Consider the following 22,296-nt stretch of genomic DNA (forward strand, 5'->3'; position numbering starts at 1 on the left):
AAGGGCTTCGATCAGTGACCAAAGAACCAATGTCCGATGCCGAGCGCCGCGTAATGCAGCATCTGGCCGACGCCCTTCGTGAGGAGAAACCCGATGATGTCGTTGTGTTCACCCGCGACGAAGCCGAGGTGCTTAAGGAATGGGCGAAATTCATGATGGCCTGGAAGACCCTGGGAAGGTGGGGAGCCAGCGCCAAGCAGGTTATCCTCTTCTTTGGTGGGGCGTTGGCTTTCTACCTGACGTTTCGAGCGGGCATCGAAGAGTGGGTGAGGGGCCTGATCGGAAAATGAGGCGCACCATCATTTCCGCCGTCTGCGGTGTTGCTCTTGCCGGCGCTGTTATCTTCACGGCCGACTTTATTCGCGACCTCCAAGCTGCAAGCCGTTTCGCCTCCATTCAGCAGCAAGCCCCCAGCGAATGGCTGATGATTGAGGGCTTCGCCGCACGCGAGGCTGTCTATCCCGCTGAGCCGCGCATCCACTTCGTCGGCACGCCAACACATGACATGCTGGTGCGCGTGGCCGTTTCCTCACGCAACGCCGACAATGGCAATGTGCTGTGCAGTGGAGGCGGGGCGACGGTGCTCTATCCCGCTGGCATTCCGGTGAGCGTGAGTACCGAGGTTTCAACGCTGGCGGGGCTCGATGATTGCGACTGGCCGATCGGCAGATACCGCCTGCGGCTGACCTTCACCATGACCGAGCAAACCAGCCAGATCACCAAGACGCTTCTGCTCGAGACAGAGGATGTGGAGGTTATCAGCGCGGCGTCTGCGCAGTGATGTACTGCCCGACATGCGCCGAGCCCTGCCAATGGTAGCCTAGCAAGATCCGCGGACGGCTCGTGGTATTTTGGAAATGCTTACCCTGCGACGGGGCAGGGCCATGGCATCGGTGGGATGTGGTGGTTCAATGGGGACGGGGTGTAAGGACGACCCCAGCCCTTCCCAGAGCTGGGGCCCTCGCCAAAGGAGTCCTTGGAACGTGCAGGCTCTAATCTGCACGGCGTCAACGGCGCCGGGCGTTCGGAGTTCCGCAACAAAGCACGTCAGGGACATGCACATGAGGCAAGCAACGATTCACAGAGCCGTGAGTTTGAATTGCTCCTGGCCAACGAGGTCCAGCTAACCTTGGAGCTAAACATGATCAAAACTCGCCCCCTCGCAGTTGTTCTTACCGTCGCTTTGCTTTCCGCCAGCACCGTAGCTGCCTTCGCTCAGGCCACGCCATCGCCTACCGCGCCTGCTGTGGTGGAAGTCGACGAAAATGATGACGATGGCTTTGACATGGGCTGGCTGGGCCTGCTTGGACTTGCTGGTCTTCTCGGCCTACGCGGGCGTCGTCATGACACTACGAACACGCGTACGACCACAAGCAACTAGCCTCTCAGCACCATTCCGGACTCGCCGCGTAGCTGAAGCAAGCTGCGCGGCTTTTGCTTTCCTACAGTCGCCACCACGCGCAGCAGCCCCTGAGTGGCGGTGCTTCAAAGCGCGCTCCGGATAAAGGTTGATGGGCTTTGGCGCGGGAGCCAAATGGACGGCCTGCGGGTGTCCTTGGCGGTCACGCTTGGAACGGAGAAGTACGCTTATTTAAGCCCTCTTTTCCCCGGCCAGCCGACCCAATCCATGCGTCTTGGCCAGTTCAGATCTTCTCTGGCTGTAAGCTGGAGACACCATTGGGTAGTCGTTGGGCAACTTCCACTTGGCTCGGTATTGATCCGGCGTCAGGTCGTGATCACTGTTGATGTGGCGTTTCAGGGATTTGAACTTATTCCCACAATCCAGGCACGTAATTGCGTCCGCCGTGTAGGACTTCTTGATGGGGACGGCCGGTGTCTGGACCTCAGGCGGAGCCTCGTCGGCCACACCTTTTGCCAGTACAATCAGGCTTTGGTGCACTTGCTGGATTAGCGAAGGCAGATGCGTCATACCAAGGGAATTATGCGCTACATACGCTGCAACAATCTCGCTCGTCAGACCGACTAGGCTCGGTCCATTATTCTGATCAGACACTAAATTCTCCCGGTGATTTGGCGGCGTAATGAAGCCATCACCACCAGCTGCGCAAGCTAAATATGCTGCGGCTTTTATGTCGTACGCCACATGTTGAGGCCTGCACGCCCCTGCCTTCCACGCCACCGATTGGGGACAGCCAAGGGCTTGGTCCGCACTCTCGGCGCCGACGAGGCTTCAGCCAAACTTCTCAGTCTCGATCACCGCGAGAAGGGCGTGATACCGCTTGATTTGCTCTCTCCAGTTCCCTTGCATGGCTTCACGAAGAGTACGGGCAGCAAACTCCGCATCAGGGAAGGAATTACTGCCTTCGAGAACGCTCATCGCCTCGAGGAAGCTTGAGAACATAGTGGTGCGCTGAGTGAGTGTGGCGTCGGGCTGAAATACAGATTTCAGGGACTCGAAGTACGACATCACGTTGGCTGGTAGCCCTGACTTACTCGCTACCGCGATCTGCGCATCAATTTCATCCGCGCCGACCGAAAATTGCGTCCTCGCAAACGTCATGTCGGCAACAAGTAACGAAACGTCCACTCCCTGGATCGCATCGCGCTCAGCCTTTGCTAGCGCCGAAACATAACCTTGAACTATGGGCTCCAGGGTGTCCTGAATGCGATCCAACGCGTGCTTAGCCCGCTCCCCGGTCTGGGGCGAAAGGCCGGTTGCTGATCTGAAGATCGACAAGAGGTCTTCGATGCACCCCACGATGATCACGATACCAGTGTCGTCCATCGTGATTGCCTCCTGAAGCTGCCGCTAGCTGGTCGGGCTCCTGCCGGTCAGTTCTTGATAAAGCCGGATGGTGTGGTCGTCGGGTCCAACTCCCAATTCCTCGTGCAGCTGCTTGCTGCAAGCGTTGAAGAGCTGCTTAACGAGCGAGAACTGCCCCTTCGCAGCCGCGTCGGACATCAGAGCCCGGTGGGCGCCTTCATGACAGGGATCCAGCTGCAGCAAACGGGACGCACAAAGATAGCGTTCCTGCGGGGTCAGTTCGGTCCCGAACTCCAGGGCCTGTGACATCGCGCTGTTAAATTGACGGAGCAAGGCGGTGCGCTGGAATGCAAGCCAGTCCTCGAACCCATTTCCCGCCGAGCCAGACGAACCCAGCAGGTCACCCCTGTAGATTTCGCACATCCGCACGCAGGCCTTTGGGCTGGGGCTTGCGGCGAGACCTATGAACTCAGCCAGATCGATATAGATGTCCTGGTCGGGGTTGAGCCAGACCGTTTGGGGGTCAGCCGAGAGCAACTCAAAGTTGTGATCTTGCTGGAACTTGCGGATGCGACCCATAGTTTGGCGAATGTCGGCGTTGGCCTGCTCGGAGCCGCTGTCGGACCAGATCAGGTCGCGGATATGCCGCCTCAATACAGGCTTGCCTTGCCCCTCCAGCAACACAAAAATCAGCACTCGCAGCAAGTGGAGCGGGGGAGCGGTCAACCTGCCGGACGATTGGACATGGTAATTGCCGAAGACAAAGACGGATATTGGTGGGGTCGGATCGCTTAGCACGGACATCATGTTCCCCTAAGGTCCGGCTTACGCTGCTCATGCAGCATGTAAGCCAAGCGGCTGATAGGCACGATTCGCCCTAGGCTCACCTGAACAAACCAGAGCCGTTTACCCCTGTCGATCACCTGGATTGGAACAATGAGGTTCTGCTAGCCCGTCCGATCTAAGCCGCGTTGCGCCTCTCCTCGGAATAGCCAGTTCGCCGGTCCCCGGATGGCCGAGCGACGTAGGCGAGCACGGAAGCCTAGCCGGAAAAATGGCAGTGAGCTGGTATTTTGGTATCGCTGCCGGTGCTGCAGGGCAGGGCCGCGGCACTCACGTGATACTAAGGTGGTTCGGCCACCACATCCTGCTATTCCGGGAGCTTCCGGTTGACGATGATCCGCATCAGATCCACAGCGTTGCGGGCCTGCAGCTTCTCTAATATCCGTCCACGATAAACTTCGACGGTGCGCGGCGAGATCAGTAGCTTTCGCCCGATCTCCTTGGTGGTCAACGCCTCGGCAATCAGCCTTAGGACCTCAAGCTCTCTCGGCGTTAAGCCCTTCAATGCGGGGAAATCGTCAAGACTCGGGACCAGTGTCGGGCTCCGCAGCGGCACGGCCGGGGTCCGCGGCAACATTATGAGTTCTCGCAGGCCGTGCAGCAGCATTGATGCGCTAATTGGAGTGGTCAGAACGTCTGCCGCACCCATCTTAAAAGCTTGAACCACCTTAACCGCGTCAGGATTATCGCCCACCATAATCACAGGGATCTTCGCTGCGGATTGTACGCCTAAGAACCAGTCAAGAAGGAGGATGCCATCTCTGTCGTCCAACTGCATGTTCATAATTACTGCATCAGGCAGATTGCTGGACACATTCATCACGAATTCTGCGGCAGTTTCGAACATCTCCACGCGCAGTTCGGTGATCAATAGTACTGCAGAGATCTGATCAGACAAAAGCGGGTCGGAGTTCACCACGTGCACTAGCGGAATGTAGCGGTTCGAAAACATCTCCTCCACAAATTGCTTGATCTCCATAGCGTCCCCTACGTTGGCCATAAGTAATTTGACGCAATTATACCAAGCTTAATAGTAGGATTATTCGTACCTTTTGGTACGCGCAGGCACTACTCCATTCACACTACCGTGACGAGGCGTGGTGAAGAGATCGGACACGCTAAAGTTCGGCGCTGTTCTGCATCGCCTGCGGTCACTAGCCGGAGTCTACAATGACCAGGCGCGTGCAGGGCCCGTCCGGCATGTTCATCATGTGTAAGTGCCAACTCTTCCGCCGAGCCCGCAACCTTATCGGTTTGATTTGCGGCTACTGTTTTGACTCACCAGCCGTCGGCCGAATCCGCCGGTTTTTGCCAACTCGGAGCGTAGCTGCCCGTAGGCTGGGGCCACCATCGGGTAATTGCGCGGCAAGTTCCATTTCGATAGATATTCCTCCGGCCCTAAGCCGTGAGCTTCGCGTATATGCCGTTTGAGCGACGTGAACTTCCGTCCACATTCCAGGCAGGTAACAGAATCGGCGGTGTAAGATTTTTTGATCGGAACCGCCGGAGTCAGATGCTCAGGCGGAGGTCGAGCCTGCGGGGTCGCTCCAGTTTCCAGTCCGCTCAGTGTCTGATGCACCTCCTGGATCAGCTGCGGAAGTGACGTGGTGCTAATCGAATTGTGCTGCACATAGGCAGCAACAATCTCGCCTGTTAGGCCAAGCAAGTCAGGCCCGGTTCTACGTTCTTCAGCCACCAGAGCCTCCGGTGAATTGCGGTCCGCAACGAAGGGGGCACCGCACTATCCGCAAGTCTATTCTGCAGCCACTCGAAACCCCTGTGCGGCGCTTAGAAGTCGAAGTATTCAACCCGAGAAGGACTGATGAGGATGCATCCCAGAGGAACTCGGGGGTGTGTCTATGAGTTCCTTGTAATGAATTCGGAAAGAAAAGTGCCGGATGGAATCAATACAGAATAAAATTGGGTACACCGTGGAAATGTGTTGGTAGTGAGCGATAGAAACTAGCCAATCGAACAGAAACTACGCTCATTTCTTTGACGCCTGCGCCATCCTCTTGCGGGTGTTGTCACGCCCGCGAACAACGGGGACGACCATCCATTCTGCGGAAAACCGCAGCGACTACGCGCGATTGCGAGAAGACGACCGCGCCAGGGAAGCAAAGCGCGGGCATCTGGTCCGACGCGCCAATGGGGTCATTGCTGGTGAATTTACCGGCTTAAGTTATGCCGGCGGCGGGTAGCTACAACGGATTGACTACCGGCTTCTTTACGTCGCTACCCTCATACCGGCTGTTGTTCACAGCACGTCCGATCCGGTGGAACTGCAGCTCGCTATCCAGCTGATTGTCGAGCAGCAGTGCTTTCGCATCGTCGCCTTGAGCATCGCCCGTTAGCCAGGCGTCGTAGGCGTTCTCTTCCAAGATCACCGGCATCCGGCCATGGATGTGGGCTATGTGCTCAACAGCCGGTGCTGTGATGATGGTGCAGCTAGTAACGCCCAGGTTGTCATTGTGCGCCCAAAGGCCGGCAAAGCTAAAGCCGCGATGCTCCGGCAAGTAGAGGAGCCAAGGGTCCTTGCCCCCGTCGTCGACGTTCTTCGTCCACTCAATGTAGGCATCCGCCGGGATCAGACAGCGGCGGTTCTTGAAGGGCTCGCGAAAGGCTGGGGAAGTGTCGATGGTCTCTATGCGGGCATTGAACATCGTGGCCTTGGGCACTTCCTGGGCCCAGAACGGCACCAGCCACCAACGACCTTTGTTGAGCTCGCGGTTCTTGGCTTTGTCCAGATGAACGAATTGCACGACCTGCGTGGGGGCGATGTTATAGCGCGGCTGCATATTGGAGCGCGCCACGGGGTAAAGCTCGTCGCTGAGCTTGTAGAGGGCGTGGAGATCTGCCCATGTCATCTCGTTGGTGAAGCGGCCACACATCAGTACGTCACCGAGCGCCTTCTTAGGGGGACAACATATCCGCTGAGGCAGCGACCTGAGGCGTCAACCCCACTAGAACTAACTGTGAGCCATCCTCCCGGTTGAACAAGTAGCTCTCGTCGACTCCTTCAGCATAAACGACCCACTGGGTCCGGGTTTCAAGATATACCTTCGACGTGGCCTCCGCGTAAAACTGATCGATGACCGCCGTCCTCTCCTCTGGTGACAGTTCGTCAATTATTATCAGGCCCTCGATGTCCAAACTGATAGGCTCAGGGAGTTTCAATGGGCGTACGTCTCGCAAGAGGATGGAGGAAACCAGGGCAGGCGAGGGGTCGACCGGCGAGAAGAGTATGATGTGGGCCCGTTCCCATTCCAGCAGAGGTGGTATCTCGGCCGTTACCACCGTTGCGTCCTCAACTTGGACTAACAAGTCATCAGCCGGCATGAACATAGGGTCCTGATCTGCCGCAAGCATCTGCGCCAACTCTGCTTCGGTCAGGTTGCCCGAGGACAATTCGAGCACCTGTGGCTCCGCGGCTGGTTGCTCCTCCGGGCCGATGCCTAAGGTGTCCTGCAGAACAACGCTGGCCGCCTCAACGACGCGCTCGATAAGCGCAGCAGCGGTGATCAGGGAAACTGCCGGCGTATGGAGTATGTTCATGACGCCGAGCTCCGGCCAGTAACCACTGGCGTCGGCATCAGACAGGTGCAGCGCGGTCAGCGCGAAGAATATCGGCAGGATCAAGCGGCTGATGTCGCTTATACCGGGGTCAATCTTCATCAACCGTAGCAAGCCGCGCAGTGCTGCCTCGATCTCCTGTAGTTTTACCCGACTAATGAACGCCGGCCCTTGAGCGACCACGTTCCCTTCTTCGAGCACGACGTTTACGATCACGTCGTTTGTCTCAGGGTCGCAGAATGTGACCCAGGGATCACCATCCTCGGTGCGGCCGATCTCGGTGTCCAAGTTCAGACCGGAGCGTTGTAATAGGTCCTGGACCCGCTGCAGGTCGGCAAGGGCCTGATCTCGGTGTACACCAGGCTTAAAGGAGATGATCGTTGCGCACATGATCTCTCCAATACAAGGAAAACTAAAGCAAAATCCAGCGGTCAAAACGTCGAAAGGGTGGGGACAACTCAGTTTTGTCAGGAACGTCCCGAATTCGGATGGTGATTGACCTAGTGCTCGAAGTCTAGACCTTCGGCTGGTTTGCAATCTTATCGGCTATTCGGTCAAGCTCATCGAGGAAGTGACGCGACCACGCCTGGTCCTCGAGCTCGGCCACGACGGCCGGGCCAACAAGCTTCTCCACCTCGTCCAGCAGATCGGGCTTGCGCTTCGGTATGCTTGGGTCTCTCAAGTGAAGCTCCATTTCTTGCGCTCAGCCTAGTGGGGTTATTCACGCGCTCATTGATGCCGCACCGCTATTCAGACAACGAGCCAGGAGCGGGCGTTTGAAGCTTCGGCGGCTTGTAACCGGCCAAAATCCCCATGCGCTTGGCCTGTTTGGTAGCCTCTCTGCAAGTGGCGTTGGTTACGTGTGGAGCAGCGTAGTCAGCGAATTCCTGAGCCCGCTGCATGAGGGATGGTACTGACATGTCGACAAGTTGCGCGGACAGTTGGATCTGGGCGTTTAGGCCTTCTGGGTCGTAATCAATACCGCAAATACGTTGGGCGTTGATCCAGAACCCGACACTTGTGAAAATAAGCTCATCGGTGCTGACGCTATTCGGACGGACGAATGGTGACTCCTGGGCCAAAGCCACAGTAGTCAACAGGGCGGCAGATGCGGCCACCCTTAAGAACATATGCACTCTGCTCATACTGCCGCACCCCTCCGCCTACGTTTCACCAGCGTACTAAATCGCATATGCGGTACCGCTGTTAGAGACAAAGAACGAAGACGGTAAAGATGGGTAGGTAAAGCGTTCCTATGGCGCCAGGTGGGCACGGAACGACGAGGTATTGACGCGAACAGGTGAAGAAGGATGGCCTCTCAGGCGCTAAGCCTCTGCCAAGTCATTTGCCTTCGCCTTTGCTGAGTTCACGAGTTGCGATCAAGTTCGCTTAGGAAGTGGCCCGACCTGCTCTGATCCTCGATATGCTCGGCACTCGCGCCATCAGTCGCACCACCATTCTTCTCCATCAGGCCATTGTCGGGCTAGACGTTCCTCAATCAGGATGTCCCCAACATCCCGGTCGCCTATCCTGATCGTGGCGAGCCGGCGCTTGCTGCGGGTGCTGTCGAGGCCGAAGCGCTCGATGGTCCATTCGTTATTGTTGAGAAGCTCAAGCATGCGGGCGCTTGCCTGATGCGCCAGGGCGACTTCGCGCTGACCGCCGCAGATGCTGCTCTGGGGCTCGGGCGTATCGAAGTCCTTGAGCCGGATGTTCTCGCCTTGGAGCCATAGGGTGTCGCCGTCCACCAGGCATGTCTTGGTAGGGGTGTTTCGCTGGTTTCCGCACATCTGCAGCTGCGGCTGGGCGTAGGCGGGCAAGGCGGCCAGCAGCAGCGCCGCACCGAATAGTGTCGAGGAGCGCTTCATCAGTCCACCGGGTCATCGTCGTTGGCGATCGGGATTTCTTCGTCCACCTCTGTGGCCGCCATGAACTCGGCCAGTGCTGCGATCAGCGTGGCCGCTGCGCTCCGGTTGACCGAGATCGGGAGAAAACCCTGGTCCGTGTCCAGCTCTAGAATACCGAGGTGGTGCTCCTCTACGGAGATCACGCGCACCTGGCAGTCGAGCAGGCGGTTGGGTTCGTTTAGGTCTATGGTGATGTTGAGGCTCATGGGCTTACGCTATAGCGGTCGGGCACGGCGAAACACCCCAAACCGCATCCTTCTCGCATTTGCTTAGTGGGCCTTCATCAACCTCGAGATCGCGAGCTGGTATTTCCGCAGGCGCTCCTTGTCTTGGTCGGTTGTATGCTCCAGCCGGGACGTGTCGCTATTGTCGCCTAGATCGGCGAGCTTAACCTTCACGGCAACAGGGTTTCCCTCCACGCGTCCGAGATAGGTGTCGTAGTCTTCACCGGCTCGCTTCGTCAAAGCGTCAACGGCAGCGCCGACATCGTCCCCAAACTCAGATCTTATCCGATCTACATCCCAGTCGTCGCAGTCCTCGGCAACATCATGGAGAAGGGCAACCACCCGCTCGGTGTCAGTGGTCATGCTGAGCATTAACCGAATGGGGTGGAGGATGTAAGGCTGGCCGGCCTTGTCGAGCTGCCCGGCATGAGCCTCCGTGGCAACCGCTATGGCACGTTCAAGCATAGTCTTTCCGATCATGAGAATGTCGACGGATTGGCTGTGGAATCCACCACTGACCCTCGCACGGTATCTCGGCACATGATGGGGCGGCAAGGGCGCTCAAAAGTTAGAAACTTTGCGAAAAACCCCTTAAGTTTCAATGGGCCACATAGGTCCTTTTAGGGGTGCTAAAACGTTCTAACGTGTTGAAATGGCTGCACAAGTGCAGTCCGTCATCGCCCACCATTCCCCTTCTCGCAGGCTCCCTCTAGCGTTTGGCGACCACCGCTCGCCTGCAGGACATGGGAGTAGCCTTGCGTTGTCCTCGCGGGCGATGCGTCAGCAGGAACTGACAGCATCATCAAAGCACCTGGTGAACTCATCCGGGCTGCAGCCGTTCAGGGGGAGCAACCCACGGAGTGGCGATGACTGAAGACGATCTCAAGATGCAGTTTGAACTTGTGCGGCAGTCCATAGGGACATGGTCCGCCGATGCCGTTCACTTCGTAGGCGCTGGCAGCGAGAGTCGGCAGGTGGGCACCCATGATGCTGACCAGATCGCTGCTGCCACGCGGACCCTTGACGCGATCCGGTCGGAACGGACTTCTCTGGCTGAGGCTACTGCGCTCGTCCCGACCAAGTCCGACGATCTGGCTCGAGGGATCGATATCGCGCTGAACGAACTGGACCTGCTGGAGCGGGACATCAGCGCCGCTTTGGCTGAGATGCGCTGAGAACTGGTCACTCCTCTGCAGCCTTGCGGTGAGATCTACTGCAAACGAGAATCTCCAGTCTGCCCAAACTGAGCGCTGACCCATTTTCGCACTTCCCCGAGCCAGAGGACCATGCTGCCCATAAGCGTGCAGAAGAGCCATTGCTCGAAGGTCAGGGGGACGGTGCCGAAGGCGTAGTTCAGCGCCGGTACGTGGATCACCGCCACCTGCAACAGCAGCGACAATGCCACTGCAGCCCATAACCAGTGGTTGAGAAACAGGTGATGGAATGCGCTGGCGGTATCTGAACGGGTGTTAAAGCAATTGAAGAGTTGCGCCAGTACCAGGGCGGTGAACCCGGCGGTGCGTGCCTCCTCAAGGGAGGCGGTTCCTTCAACAAAGCCGCCGGGTAAGTAGAAGTCGATGGCGAACAGGCTCGCCAGGGCCATGATGACGCCACTATAAAGCACGCCCGCCCACATGCTCCGGTCGATTACGGGCTGGGTTGGGGAGCGTGGCGGACGAGCCATGACGTCGTCCGTTTCGGGATCGAGCCCCATGGCCAGCGCTGGGCCCGAATCGGTAACCAGGTTGATCCACAGGACCTGGGTGGCGAGGAGCGGCAGCACCAGACCTTCGCCTGCAGCATCGAGCCCGATAAAGCTCGCGCCGACTACGCCCAGGAACACGGTGAGCACTTCGCCGATATTGGAGGATAGCATATAGCGCAGGAACTTGCGGATGTTCTCGAAGATTGCCCGGCCTTCGCGCACGGCCCGCACAATGGTAGCGAAGTTGTCATCCGCCAGGATCATTTCAGCGGCCTCCTTGGTCACCTCGGTGCCGGCGATGCCCATGGCAATGCCGATATCAGCGGATTTTAGGGCAGGGGCGTCGTTGACCCCATCACCCGTCATCGCCACCACTTCGCCATCCGCCTGCAGGGCGTCGACGATCTTGAGCTTGTGGATGGGGGCCACGCGCGCGAACACCGACGTGTTGCGTACGGCGGCAGTCAGCGCAGCGTCATCCATGCCGTCAAGCTCGCCCCCAGTCAGAACGGGAGCGTCGGCATCAACGATGCCGAGCTGGGAGGCGATGCGCAGGGCCGTGCTCGGATGATCGCCGGTGATCATAACGATCCGGATGCCAGCACCGTGGGCCTCGGCCACGGCGGCAGCAGCTTCCTCGCGCGGCGGATCGATCATGCCCACGCTGCCGACATAGATCAGGTCGTGTTCAAGCGCCTCGAGGTCCTCCTGTTGCTCGCTGCGCTCCAGTGGCTTGTAGGCCACGGCGAGAGTGCGGAGCGCGTCGGCTGACATCCTTTCGATATCGGCTTGGGCTCGCCGACGTCGCATTGCCTCAAACGGAAATGTGTCCATACCGACGCGGATCTGCGTGCAGCGCGCCATCAGCACATCAGGCGCACCCTTGGTGACGAGAACCGGTTGATCCCCCCACTCGCGATCACTGGCGATCGTGGACATCATCTTACGCTCGGAGGTGAACGGGATCTCTCGGATGCGACGAAACCGCCGTCGCCGGCGCTCGTGGATGCCGAACTTCCTTTCCGCCACGAGGAAAGCTGCCTCGGTGGGGTCGCCTTCGACCTCCCAGCGGTCTTGATCGATCTGCCGGAGCGCGGCATTGTTGACAAGGCTGCCGCCGCCGATCACCACAATCTGCTCCGCCCTTAGCTGGCTTTCGGGCGCTATGTTCCCCGGCCCGAGCACCTGTCCCCGCGGCTCATAACCGACCCCGGTAATGTGGGTGACGCCCGAAGCCGTGGCCACACGTTCGATGGTCATCTCACCCTGGGTCAGCGTGCCAGTCTTGTCTGAGCAGATCACGGTTGCCGAACCCAGGCTCTCAACTGAGGAGAGGTTCTTGACAACAGCCTTGTGCGTGGCCATCCGCTGCACTCCCAAGGCCAACACCAGCGTCAAGATGGCCGGCAAGCCCTCGGGGACTGCGGCCACGGCGAGCGACACACCAAACAGCATGATCGTGACAAGAGCGTCCGGGCTGTTTACGTCGGAGATGGCGATGATGGTGGCGACCACAACCAGGGCAATGCCGACCGCCGCCAGACCAAGGGTGCGCCCCAGCCGCGAGACTTCTCGCTCTAGCGGAGTTTGGTCTTCAGGCGTGGCGTGGAGCATGCCGGCCACGAGACCCATCTGGGTCTGCATGCCGGTTGCCGTTACGACGGCAAGGGCACTGCCTTGGGTGATCGCGGTGCCCTTGAAAACCATGCAGGTCTGCTCAGCGAGAGGGGCCGGCGCCTCAAGGGGGCGGGTGTTCTTGGCGACCGAAGCGCTTTCACCGGTGAGGGAGGCTTCCTGAGCGCGCAGCGCAGCCGCCTGGATCAGGCGGGCGTCTGCGCCCACAGCATCGCCTTCTTCGAGCAGGAGCAGATCGCCGGGCACCAACTCGGCGCTGGGTATCCGCCGCCGTTCCCCGTCGCGAATGACCGAAGAGGTAACGGCCGTCATCCTGGCAAGTGCCGCCACCGCATCCGCTGCCCGAGTCTCCTGGATATAGCCGAGCACAGCGTTCAGCAGCACGATTGCGGCGATGACGATGGCGTCGATGGGGAGAGGTTCATGCCCCTGGAGCAGCCACGCGGCAAATGAAACCAGGGCTGCCAGGAGCAGCAGGTAAATCAACGGGTCCTCGAACTGGCTCAAGAAGCGCCGCCAGTTCGGTACAGGTGCAACCGCACGCAGTTCGTTGGAGCCGTTCGCCTCTAGTCGCCGCTGCGCCTCCCCTTGCGCAAGACCGCGCTCGGGATCGCTTCGGAGAGCATCCACCACCGCGTCGGGCTGCTCCAGGGCCGGGTCGAGAGCCAGCTTATCGGCGGAGATGATCATCTTGCTCGCTCCTCGCTCGGGGCAGCCAAACGCCGAGGATGGAGCCATAGCAGCGGCGGAGCTCTGGTTTGGCTTAGCGGGCGTCGGGTTGGACCACCATCATGCCTGTCGCGGCGTCGGCGGCTTTGACTTCCATCAAGTCACCGCGGGTCCCGGGATGTCTGCTCGCGATACCCTGAAACGCAAAAGGCTTCCCCTGGGAGAGAGGAAGCCTTGCAACGACTAGATAATGAACTCCCTTGGCCGCGGTCAGGCGATCACAAGACGCCGGTCAGGATGCCGAGGCCAGCGACTGCTGCGAGACCGCCGGACGAGCGGACCACCGCGGAGCCGTAGTTGTCGCCAGCCTTGCCGATGAGGAAGCCGAGGCCAATTCCCGCTACATGCAGCAGCGCGGTGGCGACAAGGAAGCCAAATGCATAGGTGAGGCCGCCCGATCCCGCCGGCATTTCTGCGCCGTGGGCATAGCCGTGGAAGACGGCGAAGAAGCCCACGAGCCCCATTGCCAGGGCAACAGGCGCCTTGATGTTCATCAGGACACAGGCACCCAATACGATTACCGAAAGGGCGATGCCCAACTCGACCATTGGCACCTGGATGCCGACGATGCCCAAACCGCCACCCAGCGCCATCACCGCAACAAAAGTGACCGGCACCAGCCACAAGGCCCGGCCCCCAAGTTGATAGGCCAGCACGCCCACCATCACCATCGCCAGAATATGGTCGAGCCCGGATACCGGGTGCGCGAGGCCGTGCATGATGCCGCTGCTTTCCCCGATATCGGGGTGGGCAAACGCTGCCGTTGGAAGCAAGGCAACCGCCGCCACCGCGACCCGGATTGCTGATTTGAATGCCATGGACGTGTCTCCTGTTCTTGGTCCGCCCGGGAATCTAAGTGGGACAACTTCTATTCAGAGGGTGTGGGGGAGTTCTTTTGATTTTCCGTCCACAACAAGTAAAATCGACTGGTGTGTTGATCTTGATACTCCGCACTTCTTTCCAATGATCTGGAGGCGTTAAGCGGGGTGCTCTCGATTATTATCACCCCAACTCGACCTCGATCAAACAGGGCCAGCTGCACACCAGCCGCAGCCGCCCGACCCTCCGCGCAAGCTATAGTCGTTTCGTGCGGAGCACTTTTGACGGTGGTCAAATCCCGCGGCGTGTTCCGGAGCATAGTGATCAAACGCATCGAGTTGCCGAACCAGCGGATCGCCTCGGTCGCTCGAACCACGCCGATATCACCAGCGGATCGACACAATGCAGTTTTCTGACCTTGTTTTCGTAGCCGGTGGTGGCGGTATTGGATCGGTGCTCCGGTGGCTTGTGGGCAAGCTCGTCAAGGAGCAGGGGCCAAGTGGGTTTCCATGGTCGACGGTGTTGATCAATGTCACCGGTGCCTTCGTGATCGGTCTTCTTTCAGTGCTGTTCTCGGTGGAGTGGCATGACCGCTATGGGAGCCTGCTGAACGCGGGCGTCCTAACGGGCATTCTGGGTGGCTACACCACGTTCAGCACCATGCAGCTCGATGCCGCCAAGCTTTATCACTCCGGCAGCCCCGGCAAGACTGTCGGCTATCTGCTGGGCTCGGTGGTTCTGGGCATTCTCGCGGCAGGTGCCGGCGCGCAGCTGGCGCGGCTTGCTGGCTAAGTCCGCAGATGGAGTTGGGTTGATGGCTTCCAACGAACAAAGCAAACAGGACAGCGGCCTGGTCCTGACGGTCATCCTGGTATTCCTGGGCGGCGCCGTTGGGGCGACCATCCGGGAACTGCTCATGCTCTGGGTGCCGACCGGGCGCGATGGCTTTCCTTATTCCATCTTCGTGGCCAACATCGTGGCGTCCTTTGTCCTGGGGATGGTGAACGGCCTGCATTCGCACGGCGCGATCGGGACGCGAGCGAACCTTTTTGTCGGAACGGGCCTGACGGGTGGCATGTCCACCTTTTCCAGCTTTGTTTACGCGACCTTTGTGCTGCTCACGACCTCAACGATCGGGCTCTCCGTGGGCCTGCTCTACGCCGTGTTGAGCCTTCTCATTGGCTTTGTCGCGGTGCTGCTTGGGTTGAGGGCTGGCGAGATGCTGAGCCGGCAAAGCGACGGCGGCACCTGACTCCCGCGACTGCGGGTCCGTAGTTCTTCTCCAACTGAAAGACGTGAATATAAGTCGTGCGATGTCACCGTGTCCATCGCGGATGAACATGCATGAAGCTCGTATCGCAACCGAGACAATGCCAAACAAAACGGCGACAAAGACAAAATAGAACTTCTTATATTGCTGTTGTTCTGTGTTCAGTACGCGTTCAGTATCGCACCCGAAGCAGTCGGGTTGCAGATTTACTTACACGATGGCGAGGCATACCCTTTGTTTATGGGCGTTGTTCTTTATCGGGGCGTGGCAGCCAGCCTGTTGCAGCCTAAGACGAGACGACGTCGCCAGAATTCACCCATGTCGGAGGTTAGAGATGCACCTGACGCCGCGAGAGACCGACAAGCTCATGATCTACATGATGGCCATGGTCGCGCAGCGCCGAAAGGATGATGGGCTCAAGCTCAATCATCCCGAGGCCGTCTCCTTGATCGCCGCCAGCGCGCTCGACAATGCCCGCGCCGGCAAGACGCTCGAGGAAGTCATGGAAATTGCGCGCAAAGCCATCACCCGCGGGGACGTCATGGAGGGTGTCGTGGACATGATCCCCTACGTCCAAGTCGAAGCGGTGTTCACCGATGGCAGCCGCCTCGTCACCGTTCACGACCCGATCCAATAAGCAAAGGAGTGGTTCAATGGCCACCGAGACCACGAATACTCCTGTTGGCGGGCTGGTGCTCGCGGATGGCGAGATCGAGATCAATGCCGGCTACCCGACCAATACGCTCAAGGTCCGCAATACTGGCGACCGGCCCGTCCAGGTCGGGTCCCACTTCCATTTCTTCGAAGTGAACTCCGCGCTGGAGTTCGACCGCGAACAGGCCTTCGGCAAGCGCCTCAATATCCCGGCCACGACCGCGCTGCGCTTCGAGCCCGGCGACGAAAAGGAAGTGGTGCTGATCCCTTTTCAGGGCAAGCAGCGCGTCATCGGCTTCAATGGCCTCGTCAATGGCTGGGTTGGTGATGAGAGCTATGACGACCAGCGGCCCCGCCTGGCTGACGCGATGGAGCGGGTCGAGCGCTACGGCTTCAAGAACACCCCCCAATAATTTGAACAGCTACTTCAAGAACGGGTCACACCATGGCGAAGATCTCAAGGCGGCAATATTCGGACCTTTATGGTCCGACCACTGGCGATAAAATCCGTCTCGGCGACACCGACCTTTACGTCGAGGTCGAGAAGGACCTGCGGGTATATGGCGAGGAAGCCGTATATGGCGGTGGCAAGACCTTGCGCGACGGCATGGGTTTTGACAACGAGCTCACAAGCGCCGCCGGCTCACCGGACCTGGTCATCACCAATGTGACCATCATTGATGCCATCCAGGGCATCATCAAAGCTGATGTTGGCATCAAGAACGGCGTGGTCTGCGGCATCGGCAAGGCGGGCAACCCTTCCGTCATGTCCGGGGTCACGCCCGGCCTGGCGCTGGGGCCAGGATGCGACGCCATTTCAGGCGAGCACCTGATCCTCACCGCCGGCGGCATTGACGCGCATGTGCACTTCATTTCGCCCCAACAGGCGCAAGCGGCGCTGAGCAACGGCATCACCACGCTCTTTGGCGGTGGCGTCGGGCCGACCGATGGCACCAATGGTACCACCATCACGCCCGGCACCTGGAACATCGAGATGATGCTGCGTTCTTTTGATGCCTGGCCGGTCAATGCCGGGGTCTTGGGCAAGGGCAACTGCTCGTCACCGGCACCGCTCGAAGAGCAGATCCGGGCCGGAGCCATGGGCTTCAAGATCCACGAGGACTGGGGCAGTACGGCCGCCGCGATCCGGATGGCGCTGACGGTTGCCGACCGGATGGACGTGCAGGTTTGCATCCATACCGATACGCTCAACGAAGGCGGGTTCGTCGAGAACACGATCGCCGCGTTCGAAGGGCGCACGATCCACACCTATCACACCGAAGGCGCCGGCGGCGGCCACGCCCCCGACATCATCCGCGTCGCCGGGCAGCCCAATGTGTTGCCCAGTTCCACCAATCCGACCCTGCCATACGGGATCAACTCGCAGGCGGAACTGTTTGATATGACGATGATCTGCCACAATCTCAGTGCGAAGATCCCGACGGATGTGGCCTTCGCCGAAAGCCGGGTACGGCCCGAGACCATCGCGGCGGAAAACGTGCTGCATGATCTTGGCGCCATCTCCATCATCTCGAGCGACAGCCAAGCCATGGGCCGCGTTGGCGAGTGCTGGATGCGCACGGTCCAAACCGCCCATCTGATGAAGCAGCGGCGTGGCCCTTATTCGGGCGACAGCTCCAACAATGACAACGAGCGCGTGCTGCGGTTCGTCGCCAAGGTGACCATCAATCCCGCCATCGCCCAGGGCGTCAGCAAGGTGATCGGCTCGGTTGAAGTGGGCAAGATGGCGGACCTGGTGCTGTGGGAGCCAGCCTTCTTTGGCGCCAAGCCCAAGATGGTAATCAAGGGCGGCTTCATTTCCTGGGGGCTGATGGGTGATCCCAATGCCTCGCTCCCCACGCCCCAGCCGGTGAGCTACCGGCCGATGTTTGGCGGGCAAGGATCGGCGCTGCCGAAATCCCGCGTCACCTTCACCTCCAACGCGGCTTTCAACGACGGGATCGTGGATCGCTACGACCTCAAGTCCAACGTTGTGCCGGTCTACGCCACCCGAACCATCGGCAAGGCGCACATGGTGCGAAACAGTGCTTTGCCCGTGATCGAGGTGAACCCGGAAACCTATGCGGTGACGGTGGATGGCGTGCACGCGACCGTCGAGCCGGCCACGAGCCTGCCGCTGGCGCAGCTGCACTTCTTCAGCTGACGCAGCGACGGGTTGTTTGGGGATGAAGTGGAGGGAACGATGATCCTGATCGAGAAAACGCTTGGCAATATCAAGGACCGGAACTGGGAGGGTGCCGAGGTCGAGCAACTGGTGCTCGAACAATGGGAAGCGCCCAAGAGCCGGCTGCGCAAGCGCACTGAGAGTGGGCTGGAACTGGCGATCTCCTTGCCGCGCTCAGAACATCTGCATGACGGGGACGTGCTCTATCACGACCCCGTCGCGCGCCGGATCGTGGTGGCGACCATTGCCATGCGCGAGGTGATGGTCATCGAAATGGAGGACTTCAAAGGCATGTCGGCCGCCGAGATCCTCAGCATCGGCTTCGAACTCGGCCACGGGCTGGGCAACCAGCATTGGCCCGCAGTGATCAAGGGCACGACGATCTATGTGCCGGTTTCGGTGGATCGGAAGGTGATGTCCTCGGTGATGCGCACCCATGCCTTCCGCCACGCCACCATGCATTTCGAGCCGGGCGAGGTCGTGGCCGAGCGCCTCGATCCCAGCGAAGCGCGTCTGCTGTTCGCTGGGGCGGACGCGTCACCGCACAAACATTATGACCAAGAGGCCAACGGCCATGACCAAGATCACGGGCATGACCATGACCACCACCATGATCACAACCATCACCACGGTCACCGGCATGACCACGGCGTGCTTCTATGAACGCGGGGGCCAAGTGGTTTGCCTCGGATATGGGTCGGCTGGCGCGACTGCTGCAGTTTGCCGACTCCACGCTGCCGGTCGGGGCCTTTGCGTTTTCGCAGGGGCTTGAATCGGCGGTGCAGCTGGAGATCGTCACCGATCCCCAAAGCCTCAAGGACTATCTGGAGGTCATCTTGCGCCAGGCAGCCCATAGCGATGGGGTCGCGCTGCTGCATGCGCATCGGGCGGCGAGTGCCGGAGATTATGACAGGCTCCTCGAGGCCGATGACGCCCTATGGATCCGCCGGGTCGGCGAAGAGCAGCAATTGATGCTCTCGCGCATGGGCAAGAAATTTGCCGAATTGGCGCTGGCGATCACGCATGTGCCCCTGCTGCAGCGTTGGCTCGACGATATCAACAGCAAGCAAACGCCAGGCTGCTTTCCCGTCGCGCAGGCCATTGGCCTTGCCGGAATGGGCGTCAACGAGGCCGAGGCCTTCACCCTGCATCAATACGGGCTGTCCTCGATGATCCTCAACGCTGCGCTGCGGCTGATGCGGATCGACCATCTGACGACGCAGAGCATTCTCTTTGCCGCCCAGGGATCGGTGGAGCGGCACTATCGGGCCATCCACACGCTCGAGCTCGAAGAAATGTCGAGCTTTGCCCCGGTCTACGACGTCGTCGTGGCCCATCACACCAGAACTCATCTGCGGCTGTTCATGAACTGAAACGGCTGACCAAGGAGCAGGATATGAAGAAGATCACGCGCATCGGCATTGGCGGCCCGGTCGGTTCGGGCAAGACGGCGGTTATCGAAACCATCACACCCCGGCTCATCGAGATGGGCGTGCGGCCCCTCATCATCACCAACGACGTGGTGACGACGGAAGACGCCAAGCAGGTCCGGCGCACGCTCAACGGCATCCTCGTCGAGGAGAAGATTGTCGGGGTCGAGACTGGCGCCTGTCCCCATACGGCGGTGCGCGAAGACCCATCGATGAACATCGCCGCGGTCGAGGAGCTCGAGCAGCGTTATCCCGACAGCGATGTCGTGCTGATTGAATCGGGCGGCGACAACCTGACCCTGACTTTCAGCCCGGCGCTGGCTGACTTCTACATCTATGTGATCGACGTGGCCGCGGGCGACAAGATCCCGCGCAAGAACGGCGCCGGCGTGTGCCAGTCCGATATCCTCGTGATCAACAAGACCGATCTCGCCCCCTATGTGGGCGCGAGCCTTGAGGTCATGGACCGCGACTCCAAGCTCATGCGGGGCAGCAAGCCCTTTGTCTTTACCAACTGCAAGACCGGGGAAGGCGTGGACGGGCTGATGGACCTGATCATGGACATGGCCCTGTTCGACGTCAAACCGACGCCAATGGCTGCGGCGGGGTAGGGCTATGGGCCTGCACGAGTCATTGTTGCGGCTGGATGCGGCGCGCGAGCTCAACGGGTTCCACACCGAGCCGGCGCAGATGCGCGCTGCGGGGCCCGGCAAGATCGGGGAGTTGCGGCTGGGCTTTTCGCTCCGGAACGGGCGCTCGATCCTGCACGACCTTTATCGCGTGACGCCGCTCCTCGTGCAGCAGGCCCTTTACTGGGATGAAGCCATGCCAGAGCTGCCGATCTGCTCGATCATTTCGATCGGCGGTGGCGTGCTGCAGGGCGATCGCTACCGGATCAGCATCGCTGTGGGGGAGGGCGCCTGTGCCCATGTCACCTCCCAGGGGGCGAACCGGATCCACCGGATGGACGCCAACTATGCCTCGCAACACCAGCATCTCACGCTCGCTGCGGGCAGCTATCTCGAATACCTGCCCGACTTCACCATTCCCTACCGGGATTCCCGCTACATCAACCGGACCGACATCGTCATCGATGAGAGCGCGACGCTGCTCTATGGCGAAATGCTGATGAGCGGGCGCAAGCATCACCATGCCTCCGAGCGCTTCGGGCTTGATCTGCTGTCCATGCAGGTCAGTGCCAGACGGCCAGGTGGCAAGGCGATCTTCACCGAGAAGGTGCTGATCGACAAGGACAACGACACCTTCGATCTGCCGGCGGTGAGCCGCGGTTATGACGCCCTTGCCAATGTGGTGTGCCTTACTCCCCCCGAAACAGCAGCCCGGATCCGGGAACGCGTGGAGGTGAACGCCACGCCTGACGCGCCCAGGGCCATGTCCGGTGTTTCCATGCTGCCCAATGGCGCCGGGCTCATGCTGCGGGCGGTTGGGGTGGAAAGCTATGACGTGCGCGCCGAGGTCCGGCGCTTCTGGCGCGTCGTTCGCGAGGAAGCACGCGGCCGCACCTTACCCGAGCAATTTCTATGGCGGTAGCGCCGGAGGTCTGGGACCATGAGCATTGACAGGAATAACTTCGGCTTGGTCTGCCTCAAGGGGGCAAGTCAGGTCTTCTTCATGGAAAATGCCCTGACCGGGGCGCTGTTCTTCCTAGCGATCGCTTATTCGTCCTTTACCAGCGGCAACTGGGCCACCGCGATCGGGGCGGTGCTCGGCGTGATCGTTGGCACGGGAACCGCCAGGACGCTCAAGGCCGATCCCCAGTCCTACACTTCCGGGCTGTTCGGCTTCAACGGCATCCTGGTCGGCATCGCACTACCCACCTTCATCGCCAACTCGCCCGAGCTCTGGATCTATATCTTCGTGGGCGCGGCCATCAGCACCATCGTGACCAGCGCCTTCAGCGCGACGCTGACCAATAGCTGGAGCATTCCCGGCTCGACGGGTCCGTTTGTGCTCACGGCCTGGCTGCTTCTGGCGGGGGCCTATGGTTTCGGCTCGCTGCATGTCGTGGGTGAAGCACCCAAGCTGGCGACCGACTATGCGCTCGGCACCGTGCCGATCCCCAACCCACTCGAACTGCTGCAGATCCTTTTCCGCAACATCGGTCAGGTGTATCTGCTGGGCGACTGGGTCAGCGGGGTTATCATTCTCGTCGGGATCTTCATTGCCTCGCCCATCGCGGGCATGGCCGCTGTCGGTGGATCGATCATTGCCCTGCTGACGGTCCTCATCATGCGAGCCGATCCCTCGGTAGTGTCGCAGGGCCTTTATGGCTTCAGCCCCGTCTTGACCGCTATTGCCTTGGGCACGGTGTTTCTCAAGCCGTCGGGCTATGTCTTCATCTATGCCGCCTTCGCCACTGTCGCGACGGTCTTCATGCAATCCGCCCTCGATGTGATCATGGCGCCGACCGGACTGCCCACCTATACGGCACCCTATGTGCTCACCTTGTACCTGTTCATCGCTCCCAAGAGCCGTGCCACGCCGCATCCGCACAGCCCGGTAGGCGCGAACTTCTTGATGGATGACAAGTGATGAGCTGCAGGGGGATGCTAGATCAAACACATTCAGGAGAGGGC

28 protein-coding genes are annotated in these 22,296 nt (G+C 59.8%); 14 read left to right on the forward strand and 14 right to left on the reverse strand.

Features of this window, described 5'->3' with window-relative positions; genetic code table 11:
* Positions 1–14: 14 nt before the first annotated feature.
* The 3 genes from HRU92_RS05255 to HRU92_RS20480 all read left to right on the forward strand — a co-directional run bounded on the left by HRU92_RS05255 (position 15) and on the right by HRU92_RS20480 (position 1,381).
* Positions 15–290 (forward strand): hypothetical protein, encoded by a 276-nt coding sequence (locus HRU92_RS05255; RefSeq protein ID WP_173087747.1) that lies wholly within the window; start codon positions 15–17, stop codon positions 288–290.
* A complete protein-coding gene (locus tag HRU92_RS05260; protein WP_173087749.1) occupies positions 287–781 on the forward strand; it encodes a hypothetical protein in 495 nt (164 codons plus the stop codon). Before HRU92_RS05255 ends, HRU92_RS05260 begins: the two co-directional genes overlap by 4 nt.
* Before the next feature lie 195 nt (positions 782–976).
* Positions 977–1,381 carry a WGxxGxxG family protein gene (locus HRU92_RS20480; protein WP_248306959.1) on the forward strand — a complete coding sequence of 135 codons (405 nt, stop codon included), beginning with the start codon at positions 977–979 and terminating at the stop codon, positions 1,379–1,381.
* A 210-nt stretch (positions 1,382–1,591) separates the two neighbouring features.
* Here HRU92_RS20480 and HRU92_RS05270 read toward each other — a convergent pair whose 3' ends face one another.
* From HRU92_RS05270 to HRU92_RS05325, 12 genes are all read right to left on the reverse strand, one after another.
* Entirely contained in the window at positions 1,592–2,014 is a 423-nt protein-coding gene (locus tag HRU92_RS05270; RefSeq protein WP_173087751.1) for a MucR family transcriptional regulator, read from the reverse strand.
* Between the two features lie 177 nt (positions 2,015–2,191).
* Positions 2,192–2,746, reverse strand: a complete 555-nt coding sequence (locus HRU92_RS05275; RefSeq protein ID WP_173087753.1) for a hypothetical protein — start codon at positions 2,744–2,746, stop codon at positions 2,192–2,194.
* 24 nt (positions 2,747–2,770) lie between these two features.
* Positions 2,771–3,532 carry a BTAD domain-containing putative transcriptional regulator gene (locus HRU92_RS05280; RefSeq protein ID WP_173087755.1) on the reverse strand — a complete coding sequence of 254 codons (762 nt, stop codon included), beginning with the start codon at positions 3,530–3,532 and terminating at the stop codon, positions 2,771–2,773.
* Positions 3,533–3,875: 343 nt separating this feature from the next.
* On the reverse strand, positions 3,876–4,547 hold the full coding sequence (locus HRU92_RS05285) for a LuxR C-terminal-related transcriptional regulator (RefSeq protein ID WP_173087757.1): 672 nt from the start codon (positions 4,545–4,547) through the stop codon (positions 3,876–3,878).
* Positions 4,548–4,814: 267 nt separating this feature from the next.
* Positions 4,815–5,264, reverse strand: coding sequence for a MucR family transcriptional regulator (locus HRU92_RS05290; protein WP_349236861.1), 450 nt, complete (start codon positions 5,262–5,264; stop codon positions 4,815–4,817).
* A 505-nt stretch (positions 5,265–5,769) separates the two neighbouring features.
* Positions 5,770–6,459 carry an SOS response-associated peptidase gene (locus tag HRU92_RS05295; protein WP_173087759.1) on the reverse strand — a complete coding sequence of 230 codons (690 nt, stop codon included), beginning with the start codon at positions 6,457–6,459 and terminating at the stop codon, positions 5,770–5,772.
* 22 nt (positions 6,460–6,481) lie between these two features.
* Positions 6,482–7,531 (reverse strand): hypothetical protein, encoded by a 1,050-nt coding sequence (locus tag HRU92_RS05300; protein WP_173087761.1) that lies wholly within the window; start codon positions 7,529–7,531, stop codon positions 6,482–6,484.
* A 124-nt stretch (positions 7,532–7,655) separates the two neighbouring features.
* On the reverse strand, positions 7,656–7,823 hold the full coding sequence (locus HRU92_RS05305) for a hypothetical protein (RefSeq protein ID WP_173087763.1): 168 nt from the start codon (positions 7,821–7,823) through the stop codon (positions 7,656–7,658).
* A gap of 64 nt (positions 7,824–7,887) precedes the next feature.
* A complete protein-coding gene (locus tag HRU92_RS05310; RefSeq protein WP_173087765.1) occupies positions 7,888–8,286 on the reverse strand; it encodes a hypothetical protein in 399 nt (132 codons plus the stop codon).
* A gap of 297 nt (positions 8,287–8,583) precedes the next feature.
* Positions 8,584–9,009, reverse strand: coding sequence for a thermonuclease family protein (locus HRU92_RS05315; protein WP_173087766.1), 426 nt, complete (start codon positions 9,007–9,009; stop codon positions 8,584–8,586).
* Positions 9,009–9,254 (reverse strand): hypothetical protein, encoded by a 246-nt coding sequence (locus tag HRU92_RS05320; RefSeq protein WP_173087768.1) that lies wholly within the window; start codon positions 9,252–9,254, stop codon positions 9,009–9,011. Before HRU92_RS05320 ends, HRU92_RS05315 begins: the two co-directional genes overlap by 1 nt.
* A gap of 63 nt (positions 9,255–9,317) precedes the next feature.
* The gene (locus HRU92_RS05325; RefSeq protein ID WP_248306960.1) at positions 9,318–9,752 is read right to left on the reverse strand and encodes an HD domain-containing protein; all 435 of its coding nucleotides are present in this window, start codon (positions 9,750–9,752) and stop codon (positions 9,318–9,320) included.
* Positions 9,753–10,138: 386 nt separating this feature from the next.
* Between HRU92_RS05325 and HRU92_RS05330 the strand changes: the two genes are divergently transcribed.
* Positions 10,139–10,447, forward strand: a complete 309-nt coding sequence (locus tag HRU92_RS05330; RefSeq protein ID WP_127752973.1) for a hypothetical protein — start codon at positions 10,139–10,141, stop codon at positions 10,445–10,447.
* A gap of 35 nt (positions 10,448–10,482) precedes the next feature.
* Here HRU92_RS05330 and HRU92_RS05335 read toward each other — a convergent pair whose 3' ends face one another.
* A complete protein-coding gene (locus HRU92_RS05335; RefSeq protein ID WP_172123250.1) occupies positions 10,483–13,302 on the reverse strand; it encodes a cation-translocating P-type ATPase in 2,820 nt (939 codons plus the stop codon).
* Between the two features lie 257 nt (positions 13,303–13,559).
* Positions 13,560–14,159, reverse strand: coding sequence for a HupE/UreJ family protein (locus tag HRU92_RS05340; protein ID WP_172123251.1), 600 nt, complete (start codon positions 14,157–14,159; stop codon positions 13,560–13,562).
* Positions 14,160–14,562: 403 nt separating this feature from the next.
* On the opposite strand from HRU92_RS05340, the gene HRU92_RS05345 reads away from it, so the two are divergent.
* From HRU92_RS05345 to yut, 10 genes are all read left to right on the forward strand, one after another.
* Positions 14,563–14,952 carry a CrcB family protein gene (locus tag HRU92_RS05345; RefSeq protein WP_173087770.1) on the forward strand — a complete coding sequence of 130 codons (390 nt, stop codon included), beginning with the start codon at positions 14,563–14,565 and terminating at the stop codon, positions 14,950–14,952.
* 22 nt (positions 14,953–14,974) lie between these two features.
* Positions 14,975–15,412 carry a CrcB family protein gene (locus tag HRU92_RS05350; RefSeq protein ID WP_248305282.1) on the forward strand — a complete coding sequence of 146 codons (438 nt, stop codon included), beginning with the start codon at positions 14,975–14,977 and terminating at the stop codon, positions 15,410–15,412.
* A gap of 352 nt (positions 15,413–15,764) precedes the next feature.
* Positions 15,765–16,067, forward strand: coding sequence for an urease subunit gamma (locus HRU92_RS05355; RefSeq protein WP_127752977.1), 303 nt, complete (start codon positions 15,765–15,767; stop codon positions 16,065–16,067).
* A gap of 16 nt (positions 16,068–16,083) precedes the next feature.
* Complete coding sequence (locus HRU92_RS05360; protein WP_172123253.1) at positions 16,084–16,497, forward strand: urease subunit beta; 414 nt, start codon at positions 16,084–16,086, stop codon at positions 16,495–16,497.
* Between the two features lie 32 nt (positions 16,498–16,529).
* Complete coding sequence (locus tag HRU92_RS05365; RefSeq protein ID WP_127752979.1) at positions 16,530–18,248, forward strand: urease subunit alpha; 1,719 nt, start codon at positions 16,530–16,532, stop codon at positions 18,246–18,248.
* Positions 18,249–18,287: 39 nt separating this feature from the next.
* A complete protein-coding gene (gene ureE, locus HRU92_RS05370; RefSeq protein WP_172123254.1) occupies positions 18,288–18,932 on the forward strand; it encodes an urease accessory protein UreE in 645 nt (214 codons plus the stop codon).
* Positions 18,929–19,642 (forward strand): urease accessory UreF family protein, encoded by a 714-nt coding sequence (locus HRU92_RS05375; protein WP_248306961.1) that lies wholly within the window; start codon positions 18,929–18,931, stop codon positions 19,640–19,642. The genes ureE and HRU92_RS05375 overlap by 4 nt, the downstream gene beginning before the upstream one ends.
* Before the next feature lie 23 nt (positions 19,643–19,665).
* Entirely contained in the window at positions 19,666–20,310 is a 645-nt protein-coding gene (ureG, locus tag HRU92_RS05380; RefSeq protein ID WP_173087772.1) for an urease accessory protein UreG, read from the forward strand.
* A gap of 4 nt (positions 20,311–20,314) precedes the next feature.
* A complete protein-coding gene (locus tag HRU92_RS05385; RefSeq protein ID WP_127752982.1) occupies positions 20,315–21,250 on the forward strand; it encodes an urease accessory protein UreD in 936 nt (311 codons plus the stop codon).
* A gap of 18 nt (positions 21,251–21,268) precedes the next feature.
* Complete coding sequence (gene yut, locus HRU92_RS05390) at positions 21,269–22,252, forward strand: urea transporter (RefSeq protein WP_173087774.1); 984 nt, start codon at positions 21,269–21,271, stop codon at positions 22,250–22,252.
* Positions 22,253–22,296 lie beyond the last annotated feature (44 nt).

The organism is Devosia sp. 1635, from assembly GCF_013185955.1.
Taxonomy (GTDB): Bacteria; Pseudomonadota; Alphaproteobacteria; order Rhizobiales; family Devosiaceae; genus Devosia.

Bases quoted from the DNA above. Each gene is read 5' to 3' on its own strand.
- HRU92_RS05260 (WP_173087749.1), top strand. From the start codon at position 287: ATGAGGCGCACCATCATTTCCGCCGTCTGCGGTGTTGCTCTTGCCGGC.
- HRU92_RS05275 (WP_173087753.1), bottom strand. From the start codon at position 2,746: ATGGACGACACTGGTATCGTGATCATCGTGGGGTGCATCGAAGACCTC.
- HRU92_RS05280 (WP_173087755.1), bottom strand. From the start codon at position 3,532: ATGATGTCCGTGCTAAGCGATCCGACCCCACCAATATCCGTCTTTGTC.
- HRU92_RS05285 (WP_173087757.1), bottom strand. From the start codon at position 4,547: ATGGAGATCAAGCAATTTGTGGAGGAGATGTTTTCGAACCGCTACATT.
- HRU92_RS05295 (WP_173087759.1), bottom strand. From the start codon at position 6,459: ATGTGTGGCCGCTTCACCAACGAGATGACATGGGCAGATCTCCACGCC.
- HRU92_RS05300 (WP_173087761.1), bottom strand. From the start codon at position 7,531: ATGTGCGCAACGATCATCTCCTTTAAGCCTGGTGTACACCGAGATCAG.
- HRU92_RS05310 (WP_173087765.1), bottom strand. From the start codon at position 8,286: ATGAGCAGAGTGCATATGTTCTTAAGGGTGGCCGCATCTGCCGCCCTG.
- HRU92_RS05315 (WP_173087766.1), bottom strand. From the start codon at position 9,009: ATGAAGCGCTCCTCGACACTATTCGGTGCGGCGCTGCTGCTGGCCGCC.
- HRU92_RS05320 (WP_173087768.1), bottom strand. From the start codon at position 9,254: ATGAGCCTCAACATCACCATAGACCTAAACGAACCCAACCGCCTGCTC.
- HRU92_RS05325 (WP_248306960.1), bottom strand. From the start codon at position 9,752: ATGATCGGAAAGACTATGCTTGAACGTGCCATAGCGGTTGCCACGGAG.
- HRU92_RS05330 (WP_127752973.1), top strand. From the start codon at position 10,139: ATGACTGAAGACGATCTCAAGATGCAGTTTGAACTTGTGCGGCAGTCC.
- HRU92_RS05335 (WP_172123250.1), bottom strand. From the start codon at position 13,302: ATGATCATCTCCGCCGATAAGCTGGCTCTCGACCCGGCCCTGGAGCAG.
- HRU92_RS05340 (WP_172123251.1), bottom strand. From the start codon at position 14,159: ATGGCATTCAAATCAGCAATCCGGGTCGCGGTGGCGGCGGTTGCCTTG.
- HRU92_RS05345 (WP_173087770.1), top strand. From the start codon at position 14,563: ATGCAGTTTTCTGACCTTGTTTTCGTAGCCGGTGGTGGCGGTATTGGA.
- HRU92_RS05350 (WP_248305282.1), top strand. From the start codon at position 14,975: ATGGCTTCCAACGAACAAAGCAAACAGGACAGCGGCCTGGTCCTGACG.
- HRU92_RS05355 (WP_127752977.1), top strand. From the start codon at position 15,765: ATGCACCTGACGCCGCGAGAGACCGACAAGCTCATGATCTACATGATG.
- HRU92_RS05360 (WP_172123253.1), top strand. From the start codon at position 16,084: ATGGCCACCGAGACCACGAATACTCCTGTTGGCGGGCTGGTGCTCGCG.
- HRU92_RS05365 (WP_127752979.1), top strand. From the start codon at position 16,530: ATGGCGAAGATCTCAAGGCGGCAATATTCGGACCTTTATGGTCCGACC.
- ureE (WP_172123254.1), top strand. From the start codon at position 18,288: ATGATCCTGATCGAGAAAACGCTTGGCAATATCAAGGACCGGAACTGG.
- HRU92_RS05375 (WP_248306961.1), top strand. From the start codon at position 18,929: ATGAACGCGGGGGCCAAGTGGTTTGCCTCGGATATGGGTCGGCTGGCG.
- ureG (WP_173087772.1), top strand. From the start codon at position 19,666: ATGAAGAAGATCACGCGCATCGGCATTGGCGGCCCGGTCGGTTCGGGC.
- HRU92_RS05385 (WP_127752982.1), top strand. From the start codon at position 20,315: ATGGGCCTGCACGAGTCATTGTTGCGGCTGGATGCGGCGCGCGAGCTC.
- yut (WP_173087774.1), top strand. From the start codon at position 21,269: ATGAGCATTGACAGGAATAACTTCGGCTTGGTCTGCCTCAAGGGGGCA.